The sequence below is a fragment of the Streptomyces sp. NPDC028298 genome, assembly GCF_055565895.1.
Map to the genome: position 1 here is coordinate 125,567 of NZ_JBVHTL010000004.1, position 23,219 is coordinate 148,785.

Below are 23,219 nucleotides of genomic sequence, written 5' to 3' on the forward strand. Positions count from 1 at the left end.
ACTCCATGACCACGACGACACCCACGCGCGGCCGTCGGCGGGCCCCCTCCAAGCTGGAGCGGGCCGCCGGGAAGGCCGCGGCCCTGCAGAAACCCCGTGTCATCCTCGCCCTGACGCTCCTGCTCGCCCTCGTCAGCGTCATGCTGCTCGACGGCTACCTGCGCTCGGAGATCGGCAACGACGCCCGGGTGCGCGACGGCGCGGCCTACGACAAGGTCCCCCAGAAGATCCTCGACGGCGGGCCCATCCTGACGTTCACCGGCGGCACCGCGACGACGCAGTCCGTGCCGGACAAGACCATCGTGCTCACCTTCGACGACGGGCCGACCCCCACCTGGACGCCCGAAATCCTGGAGGTCCTGGAGAAGAACGACGTCGACGCCACCTTCTTCGTGGTCGGTTCGATGGTCTCCCGCTACCCGGACGTGGTGAAGAAGCTGGTGAACCAGGGCAACGAGGTCGGCATCCACACCTTCACCCACGTCGATCTCTCCTACCAGAGCACCGCGCGGCTCCAACGTGAGCTGAAACAGACTCAGTTGGCCCTGGCCGGCGCGGCCGGCGTCCAGACCACGCTGTTCCGTGCCCCGTACTCGTCGGAGATCAGCGCCGTCGACAACTACAGCTGGCCCGTCTACAAGGAACTCGGCGGCCTCGGCTACACCAGCGTCTTCGTCGACACCGACAGCGACGACTGGAAGAAGCCGGGCGTCTCGAAGATCGTCCGGTGGGCGACACCGAAGAAGAACAAGGGCGCCATCGTCCTCATGCACGACGCGGGCGGAGACCGCTCGCAGACGGTCCGGGCGCTCGACGCGTACATCAAGAAGATGAAGGCGAAGGGCTACACCTTCACCACGGTCAGCGGCGCCCAGGCCGAACTGAACCGGGCCGCGGCCGGCAGGGGCGGATCCGGCGGATCCGCCGGATCCGGGGCGGCGGCGGACCAGGCCGGGTCGGGACCGGCGGCGAGCCGCGGCGGCGCCGGGTCCGGGGCCGCGGCGACGGCCGGCGGACCCTCGGCGGGTGCCGTCGCGAGCGCCGAGGCGCAGGCGGGCCAGCGCAGGGCGACCGGCGCGACCCTCTACGAGGGCAAGGCGCTCGTCTACGCCGTGGCGGTCGCCGAATGGGTCGTACCGGCCCTCTCCTGGTTCCTCGTGGTCGTCGGCGTCGCCGTCATGGGCCGGTTCGCGATGATGCTGGTCCTCGCCCGACGGCACCACCGGCAGCGCAACCGCCGGCGCGGCCGGGGCGGGAGGTTCAGCTGGGGACCCGCGGTCACCCGGCCGGTGACGGTCGTCGTGCCCGCGTACAACGAGAAGGAATGCATCGCCAACACCCTGCGGTCACTGGCGAAGAGCACCCATCCGATCGAGATCATCGTGGTCGACGACGGTTCCGAGGACGACACGTCCGAGATCGCCGCATCGCTCGGCATGCCGAACGTCCGCGTCATCCGGCAGGAGAACGCCGGCAAACCCGCCGCGCTCAACAACGGTGTCCGGCACGCCCGTCACGACATCGTCGTGATGATGGACGGCGACACCGTCTTCGAGCCGGACGCCGTGCACCAGCTCGTCCAGCCCTTCGCCGACCCGGAGATCGGAGCCGTCGCGGGCAACGCCAAGGTCGGCAACCGCGACACCGTGATCGGCGCCTGGCAGCACATCGAGTACGTGATGGGCTTCAACCTCGACCGCCGCATGTACGACCTGCTGCGCTGCATGCCCACCATCCCCGGGGCGATCGGCGCCTTCCGCCGGGACGCGGTGCTGGAGGTCGGCGGCATGAGCGAGGACACGCTCGCCGAGGACACCGACATCACCATCGCCATGCACCGCGCGGGATGGCGGGTCGTCTACCAGGAGCACGCCAAGGCCTGGACGGAGGCGCCCGGTTCGCTCAAACAGCTCTGGTCGCAGCGCTACCGCTGGTCGTACGGCACCATGCAGGCGCTGTGGAAGCACCGCAAGTCCCTCACGGACAAGGGACCTTCGGGCCGCTTCGGGCGCGTGGGCATGCCGCTGGTGGTGCTCTTCCAGATCGTCACGCCGGTCTTCGCGCCGCTCATCGACGTGTTCACCGCCTACTCGATGATCTTCGTGGACTTCCGGGCCGCGCTGCTCGCCTGGCTGGCCGTCCTCACGGTCCAACTGATCTGCGCCGCCTACGCGTTCCGGCTCGACCGGGAGAGGTACCGCTACCTCGCGATGTTGCCGCTGCAGCAACTCGCCTACCGCCAGATGATGTACCTGGTCCTGATCCACTCCTGCGTCACGGCCCTGACCGGCGGCCGCCTCCGCTGGCAGAAGCTCAAACGCACGGGCGAGGTCGGAACCCCGGCAGGAGTGAGCTAGATGAGCTGGACGCCGGAACACGAACAGCAAAGGCAGGACGGGCAGTACGGGCAGGGCGGGCAGCACTGGCAGTACGGGCAATACGGGCACCAGGTGGACCCCGGATACCGGCAGCAGTACGAGCAGCCGCCGTACGAGCAGTCGGTGCCGTACGCGGAGCAGGTGCCGTACGCGGAGCAGTCGCCGTACGAGCAGCCGGTGCCGTACGTGGAGGCGACCCCGTACGTGGAGGCGATCCCGTACGAGGAGCAGTGGCCGTACATCCCTGAGGAGCCGAGCCCGTACGTCCCCGAGGAGCCGGGGACGGTCGCGACGGAGGTGCCGCCGGCCGGTGACGGGGAGGAGGCCGTGGCGGCCCCTCCGGCCCCGCGAGGGAGATCGGGCGGCCGCGACCGGTACTTCGACGCGCTCAGGGCCGTCGCCCTGGTCCGTGTCGTCACGTACCACACCTTCGGCTGGGCCTGGGCCGGGCTGGTCTTCCCGTCGATGGGCGTGATGTTCGCGCTCGCCGGCACGCTGATGGCCAAGTCCCTGGAGCGCCCCGCGCTCGCGGTGGTCCGCGGCCGGCTGCGGCGACTGCTGCCGCCGTTCTGGTTCTGGGGCCTCTTCGTCGTGATGGCGATGCTGATCCACGGCTGGATGCCGGGATGGCAGATCGTGTTCTGGATCGTCCCGGTCGGCGACCCTCCGGGCAGTCGGTGGGGCGCACAGGCCTGGGAGATCCTCTGGTATCTGCGGACGTACCTGTGGTTCGTGCTGCTCTCCCCGCTGCTACTGAACGTCTTCCGCCGGGCCCCGATACCGGTGCTGCTCCTCTCCCTCGTCCCGATCGTGGTGTTCCAGTACGGATGGCAGCCGCCGGACGGCCGCCTCGGCAGCGCCCTCACGGACCTCGCCACCTACCTCTTCTGTTGGCTCCTCGGCTTCGCCCACCGGGAGGGGACCCTCCGGCGCCTGAAGCCGGCCGCGGTGGTCCTCGCCTCGGCGGCCGCCCTCGCCTACGGCGCCTGGTACGCCCTCGCGCACCAGGCGGAGTACGGCACCTACGACCTGGACGACATCCCCCTCGCACAGGCCTTCTGGTCGGCGGGCTTCGTGACGGCGCTGATGTACTTCAAGGCCCGCCACGACGTCGACTTCGCCTGGCTGGCCCGCTTCAGGAGGCTCGACCGCACGGTGACGATCTTCAACGGGCGGGCGGTGACGATCTACCTCTGGCACGAGGTGGCACTGATCCTGGCCGTCCCGCTGATCGACCGGTTCTGGAACGTGCCGGCCTTCGAGAAATGGCTGCCCCTGGAGAGCCAGTGGTTCATGTTCGCCGTCGGCTGGGTGCTGATCTGGATCGCGATCCCGCTGTTCGGCTGGGTCGAGGACGTGGCCGCCCGGAAGAGGCCCCGGCTGCTGCCGTAGCGGCTTGAAGGGTGAACCTCACCCCGGTTGGCCGTGCGTGGACGTGTACAACGAGCCGGGCGCGATCTTGGTTACGGAGCATGGGAGAAACCCCCACAGAGAGGCTGACGTTCCTCATGCGTCGTTCCCTGATCGCCGCGTCCACCGCGGCGACCGCACTCGCCGCCGCGCTGTCGCTGGCCGTGAACACACCCGCCGCCGCCGGACCCGGGCCCAGCCACGACCCCGAGCCCTGGGTGAAGCGCAGCGCGGTGATGCGCGCGAATCCCAAGGACTTCCATTCACTGTGCCGCAGACAGCGCGACGGCGTGCCCGAGCGCCGCACCTTCCCGCTCTTCGAGCACCAGAAGGGCTTCACGGCGATCGAGGACTTCAAGCGCCAGGACCCGGACGGCACGGTGTTCTGGTCCGGCCACGACCCGAAGAACCCGGACAACACGATCTCCGTGTCCATCATCGGAGCGTGCACGGCCGGACCGGTCACGCTGTCCGGCGAGATCGAGGCCGGCTTCCGCCAGTACCTGTACAAGCCGGTGGCCAAGCGGCCGGGCAGGTACCTGCTGCAGGAGATCGACGCGCTGAAACTGCCGCCGAGCGGCCAGGGCGTCGACACGGTGACCGTGCCGCCGACCAGGTCGGTCAGGCCGCACGAGCCGGGGCGGCGGATCGCCACCCCCGACAATCCCGCGGCCATCGACATCGTCGTCGCCTACACCCCGGCCACCGTCACCGAACTCGGCTCCACCGCCGCCGTCCAGAGCCGGATCCGGTACGGCGTGAACCAGCTCAACAGGGCCCTCGCGACCAGCCAGGTGCCCGCCAGCGTGCACGTCGTGAACACATACGAGACCGCGGCGACCGGCGTCGCCCGCGAGAACGCCGGAACCCTGCTGAGCATGATCAGCAACCCCCTGAACGTGACGCTCGGAGCCCCGGCCGCCGCCCAGCGGCTCGCGTACAGCGCGGACCTGGTGGCGCTCATCGCCTCCATCCCGGCGGAGGACAGTTCCGGACAGGCCAACCTGCCCACCCCGGCGGGCCCGGGGACCAGCAACAACGCGTTCTCGGTCACCAGCGCCTTCTCCATCACCGCGTGGGAGAACCTCGCGCACGAGATCGGGCACAACTTCGGTCTCAAGCACGACCGCAAGACGGTGGTGTCCCAGGGCGGTACGACTCCCGTGGGCACCGACAACTACGGGTGGGTCACCGCCGACCAGCGGCACCACACGATCATGGCCTACTCCAGCGCCTGCACCCAGCCGTGCGCGGTCGTCAACCAGTACTCCAACACCGTGAACCTGCTGGGCGGCCAGGCCCTCGGCGACGAGAACAACAACAACGCCGCCAACGCGACGCGGGCCGCCGAGTTCCTGGCGGGCTACCGGGCCTCCCAGGTCACCAACCGGGTCTCCCTCACCATGACCTCGTCCCCGCCCGCCGGGGGCAGCCTCAGCCCGAGCGAGTACGGACCGTACGACCCCGGCACGCAGGTCACCGTCACCGCCGATGTGAGCCCGGGCTTCCAGCTCGTCGGCTGGGACGTCGACGGTGTGCGCCAGACGGACACCACGCCGAACTACACGATCACCATGAACGCCAACCACACCATCAACGCGGTGTTCGCGGAGGTCCCCTAGCCCGCGCGGTAGTACCCGGCACCCGGCACCCGGCGCGCGGCACCCGACACGCGGCACCCGGCGCGCGCCGGAACACGTCGGCCTCGGAACACGTCGGCCTCGGAACGGCGCCGCACCCTCCCCGGTTCACGGGGGCGGGCGCGGCGCCTTCCCGTGCGCGGGATCGGCGACCGGTTCCCGGCCGGGCGCCGGAGAGCCGTCGGGCCCGTACTGCCACAATGGGGACCGTGATCCGCGCATCCCTGGACAAGCAGCCGCACGAAGTCGCCTCGATGTTCGACGACGTGGCGGAACGGTACGACCTGACGAACGACCTGCTGTCGCTCGGACAGGACCGGGCGTGGCGCAGAGAGGTCGCGAAGGCGGTCGACGCGCGCCCCGCGCAGAAGATCCTGGACCTCGCGGCCGGCACCGCGACCTCCTCGCTCCCCTTCGCCCGCACCGGCGCGTACGTCGTCCCCTGCGACTTCTCCCTCGGGATGCTCCGCGTCGGCAAGCGGAACCACCCCTGGCTGCCGCTGACCGCCGGTGACGCGACGAAGCTGCCGTTCAAGGACGACACGTTCGACGCCGTCACGATCTCCTTCGGGCTGCGCAACGTCCAGGACACCGACGCCGCGCTGCGCGAGCTGTACCGCGTGACCAAGCCGGGCGGACGCGTCGTGATCTGCGAGTTCTCGCACCCGACCTGGGCGCCGTTCCGCACGGTCTACACCGAGTACCTGATGCGCGCGCTGCCCCCGGTCGCCCGCGCCGCCTCCTCCAACCCCGACGCGTACGTCTACCTCGCCGAGTCCATCCGCGCCTGGCCCACCCAGCCGGAACTGGCCCAGCGGCTGATCGGCGCCGGCTGGTCGAAGGTGGCGTGGCGCAACCTGACCGGCGGCATCGTGGCCCTCCACCGGGGTTACAAGACGGCCTGACCCCGCTCGGCGCCCGGGGGCCCTCCGGAGCCGGCTACCTGAGGACCACGAACGGGTCGCCGGGCAGGTCGAGTTCGCGCCGCAGCCCGCCCGACGGCGGGCGGGGCGGACGGGGCTCACGCACCCCGGCGCCGCCCTCCGCGTCCCCCAGGTCGAACCACACCGTCACGACGGCTCCGCGCGGCACCTCGGCCCCGGGCTGCGGAAATTGCCGTACGACGTAGTCGACGACCGTCCGATGGAAATCGGGCCGGTCGGGCGCGGCGAGCAGAACACCGCGAGCCTCAGCCGTCTCACGCGCGTCCACGGCCATCAGACCGACGAGCCGCGGCACGCGCACTTCGGGTGTCTTGGGTGTTATGCGCACAGACGTCACCCCCAGCGGTACCGGAAGGGTAAGCCTCGCCCGTGCCCTTCCGGAAGCCATGAGAAGACGTAGGGGACTCCGTCCGGAGGCCTTGAGGAGACGCCGGGGACTCCGTCCGGAGGCCTTGAGGAGACCCGGGGGACTCCGTCCGGAGGCCATGAGGAGACGCTCGGGGTTCTGGTGCGGGGCCGGTCCCGGCAGGGGTCACAGGGCCAGCCGGTATCGGTGGCCCTCCTGCCGCGACGAGGGCAGCGTGAACCGCTCCGCGAGCTCCATGCCGAGCCGTCTCGTCACCGCGATGGACCGGGTGTTGCCCGCGTTGACCATGGCGACGACGTCCGTGACGCCCGCCGCGCGGACCCGCTCCAGGGTGGTCCGCGCCGCCGCCGTGACGTACCCCTTGCCCCAGTGCGCCCGCCCCAGCCGCCAGCCGATCTCGATCTTCCCGGCCGGGCCCCAGGCGTGCGGCCAGGGCTGCGCGCCCGTGAAGCCCAGCACCTCGTCCCCGGGACCGACCATCGTCCACAGACAGAACCCGTACTCCGCGTCGTGCCGCCGCTGGCGCGCCGTGAGTTCCTCGTAGACGGACCGCTCGGCCGCCCGGCCCCCGTGGAACTCCATGACCTCGGGGTCGTCGAAGACCCGGTGCCACTCGAGAGCGTCCTCGTCGGTGGGGACACGCAGGCGTACATCGGGGAGAGCTCGGTTCACGGGGCAGCCCTTCAGCCGGGTGATCGGTACCGCTGCATAGACTGCCCATGTCCAGTGCCCGTCGGCACGTTGATTTCGAGTCTTGGGGAGACCCCGCCGTGACCGAGTCCCAGCCACTCTCCGAGAACACCGCCGACGTCATCGTCGTCGGGGCCGGGCCAGCCGGCTCCACCACCGCCTACTACCTGGCGAAGGCGGGGCTCGACGTCCTGCTCCTGGAGAAGACGGCCTTCCCGCGCGAGAAGGTCTGCGGTGACGGACTGACGCCGCGCGCGACCAAGCAGCTCGTGTCGATGGGCATCGACATCTCCGAGGAAGCCGGCTGGCTGCGCAACAAGGGCCTGCGCATCATCGGCGGCGGCGTGCGCCTCCAGCTCGACTGGCCGGATCTCGCCTCCTTCCCCGACTACGGACTCGTGCGCAAGCGGGACGACTTCGACGAGCAGCTCGCACGCCAGGCGCAGAAGGCGGGCGCGCGGCTGTACGAGCGCTGCAACGTCGGCGCCCCGATCCTCGACGAGCGCACCGGCCGGATCATCGGCGTGCACGCCAAGCTGGGCGACGCCGACTCCAAGGAGAAGCGGGAGGTGACCTTCCACGCCCCGCTGGTGGTGGCGGCGGACGGCAACTCCAGCCGCCTCTCGCTCGCGATGGGCCTGCACCGCCGCGAGGACCGCCCGATGGGCGTCGCCGTCCGTACGTACTTCACCTCGCCGCGCCACGACGACGACTACCTGGAGTCGTGGCTGGAGCTGTGGGACCGCCGGGGCGCCGAGGACCGGCTGCTGCCCGGCTACGGGTGGATCTTCGGCATGGGCGACGGCACCTCGAACGTCGGCCTCGGTGTCCTCAACACCTCCGACTCCTTCAAGGAGCTCGACTGGCGCGAGGTCCTGAAGGCCTGGTGCGCCTCGATGCCGGAGGACTGGGGCTACACCCCCGAGAACATGACCGGCCCGATCCGCGGCGCGGCCCTCCCGATGGCCTTCAACCGTCAACCTCACTACACCAAGGGCCTGCTGCTCGTGGGTGACGCCGGCGGCCTGGTGAACCCCTTCAACGGCGAGGGCATCGCCTACGCCATGGAGTCCGGCCAGATCGTGGCCGACGTCATCGTCCAGGCCCACGCCCGCGCCACCCCCGGCCAGCGCGAACTGGCCCTCCACCGCTACCCGCGCGTCCTGAAGGACACCTACGGCGGCTACTACACGCTGGGCCGCGCCTTCGTGAAGCTCATCGGCAACCCGAAGGTCATGAAGATCGCCACGCAGCGCGGTCTGACCCACCCGATGCTGATGAAGTTCACCCTCAAGATGCTCGCGAACCTCACCGACCCCACGGGCGGCGACGCGATGGACCGCATCATCAACGGCCTCTCGAAGGTCGCCCCGAAGGCCTGACCCGCACGCGCCGCCCCGGTGCTCACCGGGGCGGCTCCTGACGCCCTCGGCACCGCCGCCGGGTCCGGAACAGCCCGAAGGACCGCTCCCCGCACAGGAAGCGGTCCTTTCGGCTGTTCACCCGGGGGTCAGAGCACGCGCACCGCGCCCGTGGCCGGGTAGCCCGAGAGGTCCTGGATCACGACGCCCTTGGAGGGGTTGGCCGCGTCGAGGTACTGGCCGTTACCGATGTACACACCGACGTGGTAGGCCGAACCCGCCGAGCCCCAGTACAGAATGTCGCCGACCTGGACATTGGACAGGGAAACCGGCGTACCGGACACCGACTGGTCCTGCGAGACACGCGGCAGGTCGACGCCGACCTGCTTGAACGCCGCCTGCACCAGACCCGAGCAGTCCCACGCGTTGGGTCCGGTGCCGCCCATGACGTACGCGTCGCCGACCTGCGCCTTGAGGAAGGCGATGACGGTCGCGACACTGCCGCTGGCCGGGGCCGCGACGTTCGTGGACGTGGACGCGCTCGCCGACAGGGTGGTCCGCGCCGAGGAACGCGAGACGGCGTCGGCCGCCGCGGCCTTGCGCGCGGCCTCGGCCTTCTTCTTGGCCTCTGCCTTCTTCTTGGCGTCCGCCAGGTCGGCCTTGGCCTGCTTGGCGGCCTTGGCGGCCGCCGCGTCGCGCTCCGCCTGGAGCTGGTAGTCGGCCGCCGCCTGCTGGGTGGCGTCCGCGGACTGGGCGACCTGGTTGGCCAGGTCGGCCGTCAGGGTCGGCAGCTCCATGGTCTGCGTGACGGGCTCGGCGGCGCTCGCCGAACCCGCGGCCGCGGCCACGGCGAGGGTGCTGAGGACGCCACCGGCAACTCCGGCGCGCATCGCGAGCGACGGAGCGTTGCGACGGGGCTTCCGGTGGCTTCGTATGTGTGCGGTGTGGGACATGGGTACTAGCGGTACCAGGGGCTCCTCCATACCTTCAAGAAACGTGTGGTGCGCCACAGTTGTTCAATCGGCCGCCGAATTCGTCGCGCGTCACTCTTTATTGACGCCGTAACGGGCATTGCGGACACTGTCCACCAGGCCCGTGATCATGGCCTTTCAGTATTACGTCCGAATTGCCCGCCACCTACCACCGGTTGAAGCGGATGGCCAAGCCCGGTTTATCTGACCCATAGGTAGATGTGGCGCAGGTCACGGAACGGTCACCCGGGCGCCCGCGTCCCGCGCGTGAACCCTCGTCGCCCCGTCGTCGCGCCCGCTCGTGAACGCGTGCACGTGTCCACATCGGTCCCGTTGATCCCCCCGACGTGTGAACGCGGTCCTCTATCAAGGGGGTGCGTCCAGCGCGAATTTGCATGCGGCGGAAGTCTCTTGATATGGAGACGACCCCCTGGGCCTGCGGTGATGAGCGAAAATGTCACGTCTGGTGATCGACCTGACGCTTCGCGTGTGAAGATCACTGCTCATCCGACTTCATGATCGTTCGTCAGGTGGTGGAGATCACAAAGCTAAGGCAATACCCCGTGTCGCAGATCACAGACCGCCGGGCATAAGATGCGAGGCAGTTGGGCTTGTGACCTGCTTCACATGTCCGCGATCTTCGCCGGGACGGGTGGGGTTCGCGGTGCTGACGAGGCAGGGGTGCGGGCCCGCCGAAAACCGCCACCAGTCAGTGCCGACTGAGAGGAGCGAGGAGCGTGAACGCGTATGCGCCGATCCTCGTACTGGGAGCCCTCGGGGCAGGCTTTGCGATCTTCTCCGTGGTCATGGCCACGCTGATCGGTCCGAAGCGGTACAACCGCGCCAAACTCGACGCCTACGAGTGTGGCATCGAGCCGACCCCCACGCCGGTCGGCGGCGGGCGTTTTCCCATCAAGTACTACCTGACGGCGATGCTCTTCATCGTCTTCGACATCGAGATCGTCTTCCTCTACCCCTGGGCCGTCACCTTCGACGCCCTGGGTGTTTTCGGGCTCGTGGAGATGCTGCTCTTCGTGCTCACCGTCTTCGTCGCCTACGCGTACGTATGGCGGCGCGGCGGCCTGGAATGGGACTGAGGGGCCTTTAAGACATGGGACTCGAAGAAAAGCTGCCGAGCGGATTCCTGCTGACGACCGTCGAGCAGGCCGCGGGCTGGGTGCGCAAGGCGTCCGTCTTCCCCGCGACATTCGGACTCGCCTGCTGTGCCATCGAGATGATGACGACCGGCGCCGGGCGCTACGACCTGGCCCGCTTCGGTATGGAGGTGTTCCGCGGATCGCCTCGCCAGGCCGACCTGATGATCGTGGCCGGCCGGGTGAGCCAGAAGATGGCGCCGGTGCTGCGGCAGGTCTACGACCAGATGCCCAACCCCAAGTGGGTCATTTCCATGGGGGTTTGTGCGTCATCGGGCGGAATGTTCAACAACTACGCCATTGTGCAAGGAGTCGACCACATCGTCCCGGTCGACATCTATTTGCCCGGATGTCCGCCGCGGCCCGAGATGCTGATGGACGCGATTCTCAAGCTCCACCAGAAGATCCAGAGCTCCAAGCTCGGTGTGAACGCCGAGGAAGCGGCCCGCGAGGCGGAGGAAGCGGCGCTCAAGGCGCTTCCCACCATCGAGATGAAGGGCCTGCTGCGGTGAGCGACGCGAACGGCAACGGGGCCAACCCCGAGAAGGACCTGAGCGCCTCCAACCTTCCCGGCCAGCGAGGCGACAAGGGCGAGGAGATCCGCGTCCAGCGCGGCATGTTCGGCGCCAACAACGGTGGCGACACCTCCGGCTACGGCGGCCTGGTCCGCTCGATCCGGCTGCCCGGCGCGGCCTCCCGCCCCTACGGCGGCTGGTTCGACGAGGTGGCCGACGAACTGGAGGGGGCTCTCGAGGAACAGGGACTCGTCCCCGAGAACGTCATCGACAAGACGGTCGTCGACCGCGACGAGATCACGTTCCACGTCGAACGCGAGTACCTGCTCCCCGTCGCCCAGACCCTGCGCGACGACCCGGCCCTGCGGTTCGAACTGTGCACCGGCGTCTCCGGCGTCCACCACCCGCAGGACAAGGGCCGCGAGCTGCACGCCGTCTACCACCTGCGCTCGATCACCCACAACCGGCTGATCCGGCTGGAGGTCAGCGCCCCGGACGCGGATCCGCACGTCCCCTCGCTCGTCACCGTGTACCCGACGAACGACTGGCACGAGCGCGAGACGTACGACTTCTTCGGCCTGATCTTCGACGGCCACCCCGCGCTGACGCGGATCATGATGCCGGACGACTGGCAGGGCTTCCCGCAGCGCAAGGACTATCCCCTCGGCGGCATCCCCGTCGAGTACAAGGGCGCCCAGATCCCGGCTCCGGACCAGCGGAGGTCGTACTCATGAGCACGCAGACCCCTTCCGGGGCATCGGCCGCCTCGCCCCGCGAGACGACCGAGGGCACCGTATATACGGTCACCGGCGGCGACTGGGACGAGATCGCCCAGTCCGCGGCCAAGTCCGACGACGAGCGCATCATCGTCAACATGGGCCCGCAGCACCCGTCCACCCACGGCGTGCTCCGGCTCATCCTGGAGATCGACGGCGAGACCGTCACCGAGGCCCGCTGCGGCATCGGCTACCTCCACACCGGCATCGAGAAGAACCTCGAGTTCCGCACGTGGACCCAGGGCACCACGTTCGTGACGCGCATGGACTACCTGACGCCGTTCTTCAACGAGACGGCCTACTGTCTCGGGGTCGAGAAACTCCTCGGGATCACCGACCAGATCCCCGACCGCGCCTCCATCATCCGGGTGCTCCTGATGGAGCTGAACCGACTCTCCTCCCATCTGGTGTGCATCGCCACCGGAGGCATGGAGCTGGGCGCCACCACGATCATGATCTACGGCTTCCGTGACCGTGAGCTCATCCTCGACATCTACGAGCTGATCACGGGCCTGCGGATGAACCACGCGTTCATCCGCCCCGGCGGACTCGCCCAGGACCTGCCCCCGGGCGCGGTGGACCAGATCCGCGAGTTCGTGAAGAAGATGACGAAGAACCTTCCCGAGTACGACAAGCTCGCCACCGGGAACCCCATCTTCAAGGCCCGCATGCAGGACGTCGGCTACCTCGACCTGGCCGGCTGCATGGCCCTCGGCGCCACCGGCCCGATCCTGCGCTCGGCCGGCCTGCCGCACGACCTGCGCAAGTCCCAGCCGTACTGCGGCTACGAGAACTACGACTTCGAGGTCCCGACCGCCGACACCTGCGACTCCTACGGGCGCTTCCTGATCCGCCTGGAGGAGATGCGCCAGTCGCTGCGGATCATCGAGCAGTGCCTGGACCGGCTCCAGCCCGGCCCGGTCATGGTCGCCGACAAGAAGATCGCCTGGCCCGCCCAGCTCGCGCTCGGCCCCGACGGTCTCGGCAACTCCCTCGACCACATCAAGAAGATCATGGGCACCTCCATGGAGGCCCTGATCCACCACTTCAAGCTGGTGACCGAGGGCTTCCGCGTGCCGCCGGGACAGGCGTACACGGCGGTCGAGTCGCCCAAGGGCGAACTCGGGGTGCACGTCGTCTCCGACGGAGGCACCCGCCCCTACCGGGTCCACTTCCGCGACCCGTCCTTCACCAACCTGCAGGCCATGGCGGCGATGTGCGAAGGCGGCCAGGTCGCCGACGTCATCGTCGCCGTCGCGTCCATCGACCCCGTGATGGGAGGCGTCGACCGGTGACCACCACCCCCGAGGGCGTCAGCCTGGGCATGCCCCAACTGCCCGCGCCCGACTACCCGGCCGACGTCCGGGCCCGGCTGGAGGCGGACGCGCGCGAGATCATCGCCCGCTACCCCGACTCCCGCTCGGCTCTCCTTCCGTTGCTGCATCTCGTGCAGTCGCAGGAGGGCCACGTCACGCGCACGGGACAGCGGTTCTGCGCGGAGGTACTGGGCCTGACGACGGCCGAGGTCGCCGCCGTCGCGACCTTCTACTCGATGTACCGGCGCAAGCCGAGCGGCGACTACCAGGTGGGTGTCTGCACCAACACCCTGTGTGCCGTCATGGGCGGCGACGCCATCTTCGAGGCTCTCCAGGACCACCTGGGCGTCGGCAACGGGGAGACCACCGGTGACGGCAAGGTCACCCTGGAGCACATCGAGTGCAACGCGGCCTGCGACTTCGCGCCGGTCGTGATGGTCAACTGGGAGTTCTTCGACAACCAGACCGTGGATTCCGCCAAGCGCCTCGTCGACGACCTGCGCGCGGGCGCCGACGTCGAGCCGACCCGCGGCGCCCGGCTGTGCACGTTCAAGGAGACCGCCCGGATCCTGGCGGGCTTCCCCGACGAGCGCGAGGGCGCGGTGGAGGCCGGCGGCAGCGCGGGCCACGCGTCCCTCGTGGGCCTGCGCCTGGCCAAGGGGGAGAGCGCCCCCGCGCGCGTGGTGCATCCGCGCGGCGGAGGAGCACCTCAGAACCAGCGGCCCGCCGAGCACCCGAGCTCGCACGACGCGCCGCAGGACACGTCGGCCTCCGACCCGTCCCACCCGGCGGGTCCCGTGGCAGAGGAGGGGGAGTGATGACCTTGGCAGCCGAGATCAACGAGACAAGTCCGGAAAAGCTGCTCGCACCCGTGCTGTCGGCCTTCTGGGACGAGGACAGGTCCTGGTCGCTGGACGTCTACCGAAGGCACGAGGGGTACGAGGGCCTGCGCAAGGCACTCGCCATGTCACCGGACGACCTGATCGCGTACGTCAAGGACTCCGGGCTGCGGGGCCGTGGCGGCGCCGGCTTCCCGACCGGAATGAAATGGCAGTTCATTCCCCAGGGAGACGGCAAACCTCACTATCTAGTTGTCAACGCCGACGAATCGGAGCCGGGAACCTGCAAGGACATCCCGCTCCTCTTCGCGAACCCGCACAGCCTCATCGAGGGCATCGTGATCGCGTGCTATGCCATCCGGTCTTCGCATGCCTTCATCTATCTCCGCGGTGAAGTCGTCCCCGTATTGCGGCGGTTGCACGAGGCCGTACGAGAGGCCTACGCGGCGGGCTACCTCGGCGAGAACATCCTGGGCAGCGGACTCGACCTCCAGCTCACCGTGCACGCGGGCGCGGGCGCGTACATCTGCGGTGAGGAGACCGCGCTGCTCGACTCGCTCGAAGGCCGCCGTGGTCAACCGCGGCTCCGCCCCCCTTTCCCTGCTGTCGCGGGCCTTTATGCGTGTCCAACTGTTGTGAACAACGTCGAATCCATCGCCTCAGTTCCCGCAATTCTCCAAAAAGGCAAGGAATGGTTCAGGTCGATGGGCAGCGAGAAGTCTCCGGGCTTCACGCTCTACTCGCTCAGCGGCCATGTCGCCAGCCCCGGCCAGTACGAGGCACCCCTCGGCATCACCCTGCGTCAACTCCTCGACATGAGTGGCGGGATGCGCCCCGGCCACCGGCTGAAGTTCTGGACGCCGGGCGGCTCCTCGACCCCGATGTTCACCGACGAGCATCTCGACGTCCCTCTTGATTACGAAGGAGTGGGCGCCGCGGGTTCCATGCTCGGCACGAAAGCACTCCAGTGCTTCGACGAGACGACCTGCGTCGTCCGCGCCGTCACCCGCTGGACCGAGTTCTACGCCCATGAGTCCTGCGGCAAGTGCACGCCCTGCCGTGAGGGAACGTACTGGCTCGTCCAATTGCTCCGCGACATCGAGGCCGGCAAGGGCGTCATGTCCGACCTCGACAAGCTCAACGACATCGCCGACAACATCAACGGCAAGTCCTTCTGCGCCCTCGGCGACGGTGCCGCCTCGCCGATCTTCTCCTCGCTCAAGTACTTCCGCGAGGAGTACGAGCAGCACATCACGGGCCGCGGCTGCCCCTTCGACCCCGCCAGGTCCACGGTCTGGGCGGACAAGCACACGGAGGTGAACGCATGACAGTGACCACCAGCGCTCCCTCCGGAGGCGGGGAAGCGGCGGTCCCGCCGGAGGACCTCGTCTCGCTGACGATCGACGGCGTCGAGATGAGCGTGCCCAAGGGCACCCTGGTCATCCGGGCCGCCGAACAACTCGGCATCGAGATCCCCCGGTTCTGCGACCACCCGCTCCTCGACCCGGCCGGCGCCTGCCGCCAGTGCATCGTCGAGGTCGAGGGCCAGCGCAAGCCCATGGCGTCCTGCACGATCACCTGTACGGACGGGATGGTCGTCAAGACTCAACTCACCTCCCAGGTCGCCGAGAAGGCTCAGCACGGTGTGATGGAGCTGCTGCTCATCAACCACCCGCTGGACTGCCCGGTCTGCGACAAGGGCGGCGAGTGCCCCCTGCAGAACCAGGCGATGTCGCACGGCAACGCCGAATCCCGCTTCGAGGGCAAGAAGCGGACGTACGAGAAGCCGGTCCCCATCTCCACCCAGGTGCTCCTGGACCGCGAGCGGTGCGTGCTGTGCGCCCGCTGCACCCGCTTCTCGAACCAGATCGCGGGCGACCCCATGATCGAGCTGGTCGAGCGGGGCGCGCTCCAGCAGGTCGGCACCGGTGACGGCGACCCCTTCGAGTCGTACTTCTCCGGCAACACGATCCAGATCTGCCCGGTCGGCGCGCTCACCTCGGCGGCCTACCGGTTCCGCTCACGTCCCTTCGACCTCATCTCCTCGCACTCCGTGTGCGAGCACTGCTCCGGCGGCTGCGCGACGCGCACCGACCACCGGCGCGGCAAGGTGATGCGGCGTCTCGCGGCGCCGGACCCCGAGGTCAACGAGGAATGGGTCTGCGACAAGGGCCGGTTCGGGTTCCGGTACGCGCAGCAGCGCGACCGCCTCGACACCCCCCTGGTGCGCAACGCCGACGGCGTCCTCGAACCCGCGTCCTGGCCGGAGGCCCTGGAGGCGGCCGCCCAGGGACTGGCCGCCGCCCGCGGCCGGGCCGGTGTCCTCACCGGCGGCCGGCTCACCGTCGAGGACGCCTACGCGTACAGCAAGTTCGCGCGCGTGGCCCTCGACACGAACGACATCGACTTCCGCGCGCGCGTGCACAGCTCCGAGGAGGCCGACTTCCTGGCCGCCCGGGTCGCCGGACGCGGCCGGGACCTCGACGGCACCGGCATCACGTACACCTCTCTGGAGAAGGCGCCCGCCGTCCTGCTGGCGGGCTTCGAGTCCGAGGAGGAGGCGCCCGGCGTCTTCCTGCGGCTGCGCAAGGCCTGGCGCGGGCACGGTCAGAAGACCTTCTCCCTCGCCACGCATGCCACGCGCGGTCTGACGAAGGCGGGCGGCACGCTGCTGCCGGCCGCCCCCGGCACCGAGACCGAGTGGCTGGACGCGCTCGCGAGCGGCGTCGGCCTGGAGGGCGACGGAGCGAAGGCCGCCGAGGCGCTGCGGGCCGAGGGAGCCGTGATCGTCGTCGGTGAGCGGCTGGCCTCCGTGGCCGGAGGACTGACCGCCGCCGTGCGGACCGCCACCGCCACCGGTGCCCGCCTGGTGTGGATCCCGCGCCGGGCCGGGGAACGCGGTGCGATCGAGGCCGGCGCGCTTCCGTCGCTGCTGCCCGGCGGCCGCCCGGCCACCGATCCGCGCGCGCGGGACGAGGTCGCGGCCGCGTGGGGCGTCTCCGAACTCCCGCACCGCTACGGCCGGGACACCGGCCAGATCGTGGAGGCCGCCGCCGGCGGCGAGCTGCGCGCCCTGGTGGTGGCGGGCGTGGAGGTCGCCGACCTCCCCGACCCGGCACGCGCGCGTGAGGCCCTGTCCGAGGTCGGCTTCCTGGTGTCGCTCGAAATGCGGCCCAGCGAGGTCACCGAGCACGCGGACGTCGTCCTGCCGGTCGCCGCGGTCGCGGAGAAGGCCGGAAGCTTCGTCAACTGGGAAGGCAGGGTCCGCTCCTTCGAGGCGGCGCTCAAGCCCGACCAGATGACCCGGCGCCTCGCGCCCGCCGACGCGCGGGTCCTGCAGATGCTGGCCGACGCGATGGACGTCCACCTCGGGCTGCCGGACCTGCGCACCACGCGCGGGGAGATCGACCGGCTCGGCGCCTGGGACGGACAGCGGGCCGGCGAACCCGGCGAGACCGGGGTGCAGATGCCCCGTCCGGCCGCCGGTGAGGCCGTCCTGGCCGGACACCGGCTGCTGCTCGACCAGGGGCGTCTCCAGGAGGGCGACACCGCGCTCGCCGGGACCCGGCACGCGGCACGCGCGCGTGTGTCGGCCGCCACCGCCGCCGAGGCCGGGGTCAAGGACGGCGACCTCATCGCCGTGACCGGTCCCGCCGGGGCGGTCGAACTCCCGCTGCAGATCACCGAGATGCCCGACCGCGTGGTCTGGCTCCCGCTGAACTCGACCGGAGGGGGCGTCGCCTCCGACACCGGGGCGCTGCCCGGCGCACTCGTCCGCATCGGCCCGGCGACGATCGCCGCCGAGGCCCCCAAGGAGGTGGAGGCATGACGCCGTACCTCGCCGCTGAAGACCTCTCGATGTTCGGCCACGACCCCTGGTGGCTGGTCGTCATCAAGGCGGTGTTCTGCTTCGCCTTCCTGATGGTGACCGTGCTCTTCTCCATCGTGTGGGAGCGCAAGGTCGTCGCCTGGATGCAGCTCCGCATCGGCCCCAACCGGCACGGGCCCTGGGGCATGCTCCAGTCGCTCGCCGACGGCGTGAAGCTGATGCTCAAGGAGGACCTCGTCGTCAAGCGCGCGGACAAGGTCGTCTACGTCCTCGCGCCGATCGTCGCGGCCATCCCGGCCTTCATGGCGATCGCGGTGATCCCCTTCGGACCCGCGGACAACGAGATCTCGATCTTCGGTCAGCGCACCACGATGCAGCTCACCGACCTGCCGATCGCGATGCTCTACATCCTCGCGGTGGCCTCGGTGGGCATCTACGGGATCGTGCTCGCGGGCTGGAGCTCCGGATCCACCTATCCGCTCCTCGGCGGTCTGCGCTCCTGCGCGCAGATGATCTCGTACGAGATCGCCATGGGTGCCGCGTTCGCCTCGGTGTTCCTCTACTCCGGGTCGATGTCGACCTCGACGATCGTCGAGCAGCAGCAGGACCGCTGGTACATCCTCCTGCTGCCGGTCTCGTTCCTGATCTACATCGTGACGATGATCGGTGAGACCAACCGGGCCCCGTTCGACATGCCGGAGTCCGAGGGCGATCTGGTCGGCGGCTTCAACACCGAGTACTCGTCGATCAAGTTCGCGCTGTTCATGCTCGCCGAGTACGTGAACATGGTGACGGTCTCGGCCGTGTCCACCACGCTCTTCCTGGGCGGCTGGCGTGCTCCCTGGCCGATCAGCAGCTTCTGGGAGGGCGCCAACCACGGCTGGTGGCCCATGCTCTGGTTCGTGGTGAAGGTGCAGCTCCTGCTGTTCTTCTTCATCTGGCTGCGCGGCACGCTCCCGCGCGTCCGCTACGACCAGCTCATGAAGCTCGGCTGGAAGGTGCTCATCCCGGTCTCCGTGGCCTGGCTGATGCTCGTCGCGACGGTGCGGACGCTGCGCAACGAGAACTACGACTTCGCGGACATCGCCCTGTACGTCGGCGGAGGCGTCCTCGTCCTCCTGCTGCTGTCGTTCGTGGCGGACATCTTCCGCGACAAGAAGGGCCAGGAGACGCCCGCCGAGCCCGCCGCCTTCGACCCGATGGCCGGCGGATTCCCCGTGCCCCCGCTGCCCGGACAGGAGCTGCCGCCGGTACCGCGGCGCCGTCCGCGCCGTGAGCGGGAGCTGATTGTCAGTGGCGGGTCCGATACTGCGAGTGATGGACCGGTTACCGGATCTCGTGACGGAAAGGAGGGGTCCGATGGCTGAGGAGCCGAAGGAGACCAAGCCCGGTTTCCAGAACCCCGTCGCCGGTTTCGGCGTGACCTTCAAGGCCATGTTCAAGAAGCGGCTGACCGAGCAGTACCCGGAACAGCAGAAGACCACCGCACCGCGGTTCCACGGCCGGCACCAGCTCAACCGCCACCCGGACGGCCTGGAGAAGTGCGTCGGCTGTGAACTCTGCGCCTGGGCCTGTCCCGCGGACGCCATCTATGTGGAGGGCGCGGACAACACCGAGGAGGAGCGCTACTCCCCGGGTGAGCGCTACGGCCGCGTCTATCAGATCAACTACGCCCGCTGCATCCTGTGCGGGCTGTGCATCGAGGCGTGCCCCACGCGCGCGCTGACGATGACGAACGAGTTCGAGCTCGCGGACAGCAGCCGCGCCAACCTCATCTACACCAAGGAGCAACTGCTCGCCGGACTCCAGGAAGGCATGGTCGAGACACCGCACTCGATCTTCCCGGGCACCGACGAGCAGGACTACTACCGAGGTCTGGTGACCGAGGCGGCACCCGGCACCGAGCGCCAGGTGGCCGTCTCCAAGGGCGAGTTGCACCCCTCGGCGAGTCCGTCGGGCACGTCCGCCGGAGAGGGGACGGAGGCATGACCGCCAACCTGGCCGCGTACTCCACCTCCACCGGAGAGGCCGTCCAGTTCTGGGTTCTCGGCACCGTCGCGGTGATCGGCGCCCTGTGCACCGTGTTCATGCGCAAGGCCGTGCACAGCGCGCTGTGCCTCGCCGGGACCATGATCGTCCTGGCGGTGTTCTACCTCGCCAACGGCGCCTACTTCCTGGGCATCGTCCAGGTCGTCGTCTACACCGGCGCGATCATGATGCTCTTCCTCTTCGTCGTCATGCTCGTCGGTGTCACCGCGGCGGACTCGTTGAAGGAGACCATCAAGGGCCAGCGCTGGCTGGCCCTGCTGTGCGGAGCCGGTTTCGGCATCCTGCTGTTCGCCGGCATCGGCAACGCGTCCATCCAGGACTTCGACGGTCTGGCGAAGGCGAACGCCAACGGCAACGTGGAGGGCCTCGCCGCCCTCATCTTCACGAAGTACGTGTTCGCCTTCGAGATCACCGGCGCCCTGCTCATCACGGCCACCGTCGGCGCCATGGTGCTGACGCACCGCGAGCGCACCGAGCGTGCCAGGACCCAGCGCGAGCTGTCCGAGCAGCGGGTGCGCGAGGGCAAGCACATCCCGCCGCTGCCGGCGCCGGGTGTCTACGCCCGGCACAACGCGGTGGACATCGCGGGCCTGCTCCCGGACGGCACTCCGTCCGAGCTGACCGTCAGCAAGACGCTGCGCGACCGCGGGCAGATCCGTGACGTGTCGGCCGACGCGCTGAACGACCTGAAGGCGCTGGAGCAGCGTGCCGAGGAGCGCCTGGAGCGCACGAAGCCGGAGGAGGCGTCCAAGTGAATCCGGTCAACTACCTCTACCTCTCCGCTCTGTTGTTCACGATCGGCGCCACCGGTGTCCTGATCAGACGGAACGCGATCGTGGTGTTCATGTGCATCGAGCTCATGCTCAACGCCTGCAACCTCGCCTTCGTCGTCTTCTCCCGCATGCACGGCAATCTCGACGGCCAGATCATCGCGTTCTTCACGATGGTCGTCGCCGCCGCGGAGGTCGTGGTCGGGCTCGCGATCATCGTGTCGCTGTTCCGTTCCCGCCACTCGGCCTCGGTCGACGACGCCAGCCTGATGAAGCTGTAAGGGGTCGCTGAATCGTGGAGAACCTGATTGCGCTGCTCATCGCGGCGCCTCTGCTCGGAGCGGCCGTACTGCTGTGCGGCGGACGCCGGCTGGACGCCGTCGGCCAATGGATCGGCACGGTGCTCGCGGCGGCCTCCTTCGTGGTCGCCGTCGTGCTCTTCGCCGACATGCTGGGGAAGGGTCCTGAGGACCGGACCTTCACCCAGCACCTGTTCAGCTGGATCGCCGTCGGAGACTTCCGGGCGGACGTCGGCTTCCAGCTCGACCAGTTGTCGATGACGTTCGTCCTGCTGATCACCGGCGTCGGCTCGCTGATCCACCTGTACTCGATCGGGTACATGGAGCACGACGAGCGCCGCCGCCGCTTCTTCGGCTATCTGAACCTGTTCCTGGCGGCGATGCTCCTGCTCGTCCTCGCCGACAACTACCTTCTGCTGTACGTCGGCTGGGAAGGCGTCGGTCTCGCCTCGTACCTGCTGATCGGCTTCTGGCAGCACAAGCCCAGCGCGGCCACCGCCGCCAAGAAGGCCTTCCTGGTCAACCGTGTCGGCGACATGGGCCTGTCCATCGCCATCATGCTGATGTTCACGACCTTCGGGACCTTCGCCTTCGGGCCGCTGCTCGGCACCGAGGGGCACTCCGGGATCGCCGGGGACGCCACCGAGGGCAAGCTCACGGCCATCGGGCTGATGCTGCTGCTCGCGGCCTGCGGCAAGTCGGCCCAGGTGCCGCTGCAGTCCTGGCTCGGGGACGCGATGGAGGGCCCGACCCCGGTCTCGGCCCTCATCCACGCCGCCACCATGGTGACCGCGGGCGTGTATCTGATCGTGCGCTCGGCCGCCGTCTTCAACGCGGCGCCCGACGCCCAGCTCGTCGTCACCGTCGTGGGCGGGGTCACGCTCCTGTTCGGTGCGATCGTCGGTTGCGCGAAGGACGACATCAAGAAGGCGCTCGCCGGCTCGACGATGTCGCAGATCGGCTACATGGTGCTGGCCGCGGGCCTCGGCCCCATCGGCTACGTCTGGGCGATCATGCACCTGGTGACGCACGGCTTCTTCAAGGCGGGGCTCTTCCTCGGCGCCGGTTCGGTCATGCACGGCATGAACGACGAGGTCGACATGAGGAAGTTCGGCGGCCTCAGGAAGTACATGCCGATCACGTTCGTGACCTTCGGCCTCGGCTATCTCGCGATCATCGGCTTCCCCTTCCTGTCCGGCTTCTTCTCCAAGGACAAGATCATCGAGGCGGCCTTCGCCAAGGGAGGCACCGAGGGCTGGATCCTCGGCGGCGTGGCCCTGCTGGGCGCCGCGATCACCGCGTACTACATGACGCGCGTGATGATCATGACCTTCTTCGGCGAGAAGCGCTGGCAGCCGGACGCGGAGGGCCACGAACCGCACCCGCACGAGTCGCCCAGGTCCATGACGATCCCGATGATCGTGCTGGCCTTCGGCTCGGTGTTCGCGGGTGGCTTCTTCAGCGTCGGCGACCGCTTCCTGCACTGGCTGGAGCCGGTCACCGGACACTCCGAGGGCGACTCGCCCGTGAGCGCCCTGACCGTCACCCTGGCCACCATGGTGCTGCTCGTCGTCGGCGCCGGCATCGCCTACCTCCAGTACGGACGCAGCTCCGTCCCGGTCGTCGCCCCGCGCGGCTCCCTGCTCACCCGCGCCGCCCGGCGCGACCTGTACCAGGACGACTTCAACCACGTCGTGCTGGTACGTGGCGGTGAGCACCTCACCCGCTCCCTGGTGTACGTCGACCACACGCTGGTCGACGGAGTCGTCAACGGGACGGCCGCCTCGGTGGGCGGCCTCTCCGGGCGGCTGCGCAAGCTCCAGAACGGCTATGCGCGCAGTTACGCGGTCTCGATGTTCGGCGGTGCGGCGATCCTCGTCGCCGCGACCCTGCTGATGAGGGCGGTCTGAT

The 23,219-nt window shown here is 69.1% G+C and carries 20 protein-coding genes; 17 read left to right on the forward strand and 3 right to left on the reverse strand.

Annotated elements, in window-relative coordinates:
* Positions 1 to 5 precede the first annotated feature (5 nt).
* From ACZ4TO_RS19560 to ACZ4TO_RS19575, 4 genes are all read left to right on the forward strand, one after another.
* Positions 6 to 2,357 carry a bifunctional polysaccharide deacetylase/glycosyltransferase family 2 protein gene (locus tag ACZ4TO_RS19560; RefSeq protein ID WP_468024857.1) on the forward strand — a complete coding sequence of 784 codons (2,352 nt, stop codon included), beginning with the start codon at positions 6 to 8 and terminating at the stop codon, positions 2,355 to 2,357.
* The gene (locus ACZ4TO_RS19565) at positions 2,358 to 3,770 is read left to right on the forward strand and encodes an acyltransferase family protein (RefSeq protein ID WP_468024858.1); all 1,413 of its coding nucleotides are present in this window, start codon (positions 2,358 to 2,360) and stop codon (positions 3,768 to 3,770) included.
* A 116-nt stretch (positions 3,771 to 3,886) separates the two neighbouring features.
* Positions 3,887 to 5,410, forward strand: a complete 1,524-nt coding sequence (locus ACZ4TO_RS19570; RefSeq protein WP_382793833.1) for a M12 family metallo-peptidase — start codon at positions 3,887 to 3,889, stop codon at positions 5,408 to 5,410.
* Between the two features lie 227 nt (positions 5,411 to 5,637).
* Positions 5,638 to 6,333 (forward strand): demethylmenaquinone methyltransferase, encoded by a 696-nt coding sequence (locus ACZ4TO_RS19575; protein ID WP_382793835.1) that lies wholly within the window; start codon positions 5,638 to 5,640, stop codon positions 6,331 to 6,333.
* A gap of 34 nt (positions 6,334 to 6,367) precedes the next feature.
* On the opposite strand, the gene ACZ4TO_RS19580 is transcribed toward ACZ4TO_RS19575, so the two are convergent.
* Positions 6,368 to 6,700 (reverse strand): PASTA domain-containing protein, encoded by a 333-nt coding sequence (locus ACZ4TO_RS19580; protein ID WP_361676983.1) that lies wholly within the window; start codon positions 6,698 to 6,700, stop codon positions 6,368 to 6,370.
* 204 nt (positions 6,701 to 6,904) lie between these two features.
* Positions 6,905 to 7,411, reverse strand: a complete 507-nt coding sequence (locus ACZ4TO_RS19585) for a GNAT family N-acetyltransferase (RefSeq protein ID WP_382793839.1) — start codon at positions 7,409 to 7,411, stop codon at positions 6,905 to 6,907.
* 47 nt (positions 7,412 to 7,458) lie between these two features.
* On the opposite strand from ACZ4TO_RS19585, the gene ACZ4TO_RS19590 reads away from it, so the two are divergent.
* On the forward strand, positions 7,459 to 8,811 hold the full coding sequence (locus tag ACZ4TO_RS19590) for a geranylgeranyl reductase family protein (protein WP_382793842.1): 1,353 nt from the start codon (positions 7,459 to 7,461) through the stop codon (positions 8,809 to 8,811).
* Positions 8,812 to 8,939: 128 nt separating this feature from the next.
* On the opposite strand, the gene ACZ4TO_RS19595 is transcribed toward ACZ4TO_RS19590, so the two are convergent.
* The gene (locus tag ACZ4TO_RS19595) at positions 8,940 to 9,773 is read right to left on the reverse strand and encodes a C40 family peptidase (RefSeq protein ID WP_385046029.1); all 834 of its coding nucleotides are present in this window, start codon (positions 9,771 to 9,773) and stop codon (positions 8,940 to 8,942) included.
* Between the two features lie 725 nt (positions 9,774 to 10,498).
* Here ACZ4TO_RS19595 and ACZ4TO_RS19600 point away from each other — a divergent pair.
* Genes ACZ4TO_RS19600 through nuoL form a run of 12 tightly spaced genes read left to right on the forward strand, consistent with a single transcriptional unit; the run spans position 10,499 to position 23,218 of the window.
* On the forward strand, positions 10,499 to 10,858 hold the full coding sequence (locus tag ACZ4TO_RS19600) for an NADH-quinone oxidoreductase subunit A (protein ID WP_037627175.1): 360 nt from the start codon (positions 10,499 to 10,501) through the stop codon (positions 10,856 to 10,858).
* A 14-nt stretch (positions 10,859 to 10,872) separates the two neighbouring features.
* Positions 10,873 to 11,427 (forward strand): NuoB/complex I 20 kDa subunit family protein, encoded by a 555-nt coding sequence (locus ACZ4TO_RS19605; RefSeq protein WP_007383964.1) that lies wholly within the window; start codon positions 10,873 to 10,875, stop codon positions 11,425 to 11,427.
* Positions 11,424 to 12,164 (forward strand): NADH-quinone oxidoreductase subunit C, encoded by a 741-nt coding sequence (locus tag ACZ4TO_RS19610; RefSeq protein WP_468024859.1) that lies wholly within the window; start codon positions 11,424 to 11,426, stop codon positions 12,162 to 12,164. Before ACZ4TO_RS19605 ends, ACZ4TO_RS19610 begins: the two co-directional genes overlap by 4 nt.
* A complete protein-coding gene (locus ACZ4TO_RS19615) occupies positions 12,161 to 13,501 on the forward strand; it encodes an NADH-quinone oxidoreductase subunit D (protein ID WP_382793851.1) in 1,341 nt (446 codons plus the stop codon). The genes ACZ4TO_RS19610 and ACZ4TO_RS19615 overlap by 4 nt, the downstream gene beginning before the upstream one ends.
* A complete protein-coding gene (gene nuoE, locus ACZ4TO_RS19620; protein ID WP_382793854.1) occupies positions 13,498 to 14,340 on the forward strand; it encodes an NADH-quinone oxidoreductase subunit NuoE in 843 nt (280 codons plus the stop codon). The genes ACZ4TO_RS19615 and nuoE overlap by 4 nt, the downstream gene beginning before the upstream one ends.
* Complete coding sequence (gene nuoF, locus ACZ4TO_RS19625; protein ID WP_365493855.1) at positions 14,337 to 15,689, forward strand: NADH-quinone oxidoreductase subunit NuoF; 1,353 nt, start codon at positions 14,337 to 14,339, stop codon at positions 15,687 to 15,689. The genes nuoE and nuoF overlap by 4 nt, the downstream gene beginning before the upstream one ends.
* Positions 15,686 to 18,190 (forward strand): NADH-quinone oxidoreductase subunit G, encoded by a 2,505-nt coding sequence (locus ACZ4TO_RS19630; RefSeq protein WP_468024860.1) that lies wholly within the window; start codon positions 15,686 to 15,688, stop codon positions 18,188 to 18,190. Before nuoF ends, ACZ4TO_RS19630 begins: the two co-directional genes overlap by 4 nt.
* Positions 18,187 to 19,557: an NADH-quinone oxidoreductase subunit NuoH gene (gene nuoH, locus ACZ4TO_RS19635; protein ID WP_385046040.1), complete on the forward strand. Its 1,371-nt coding sequence runs from the start codon at positions 18,187 to 18,189 to the stop codon at positions 19,555 to 19,557. Before ACZ4TO_RS19630 ends, nuoH begins: the two co-directional genes overlap by 4 nt.
* On the forward strand, positions 19,550 to 20,179 hold the full coding sequence (nuoI, locus tag ACZ4TO_RS19640) for an NADH-quinone oxidoreductase subunit NuoI (RefSeq protein ID WP_468024861.1): 630 nt from the start codon (positions 19,550 to 19,552) through the stop codon (positions 20,177 to 20,179). The genes nuoH and nuoI overlap by 8 nt, the downstream gene beginning before the upstream one ends.
* A complete protein-coding gene (locus tag ACZ4TO_RS19645) occupies positions 20,176 to 20,994 on the forward strand; it encodes an NADH-quinone oxidoreductase subunit J (RefSeq protein WP_382793864.1) in 819 nt (272 codons plus the stop codon). The genes nuoI and ACZ4TO_RS19645 overlap by 4 nt, the downstream gene beginning before the upstream one ends.
* A complete protein-coding gene (gene nuoK / locus ACZ4TO_RS19650; protein ID WP_103548331.1) occupies positions 20,991 to 21,290 on the forward strand; it encodes an NADH-quinone oxidoreductase subunit NuoK in 300 nt (99 codons plus the stop codon). The genes ACZ4TO_RS19645 and nuoK overlap by 4 nt, the downstream gene beginning before the upstream one ends.
* A gap of 14 nt (positions 21,291 to 21,304) precedes the next feature.
* Positions 21,305 to 23,218: an NADH-quinone oxidoreductase subunit L gene (gene nuoL / locus ACZ4TO_RS19655; RefSeq protein ID WP_382793867.1), complete on the forward strand. Its 1,914-nt coding sequence runs from the start codon at positions 21,305 to 21,307 to the stop codon at positions 23,216 to 23,218.
* The last annotated feature ends 1 nt before the right edge of the window (position 23,219 follow it).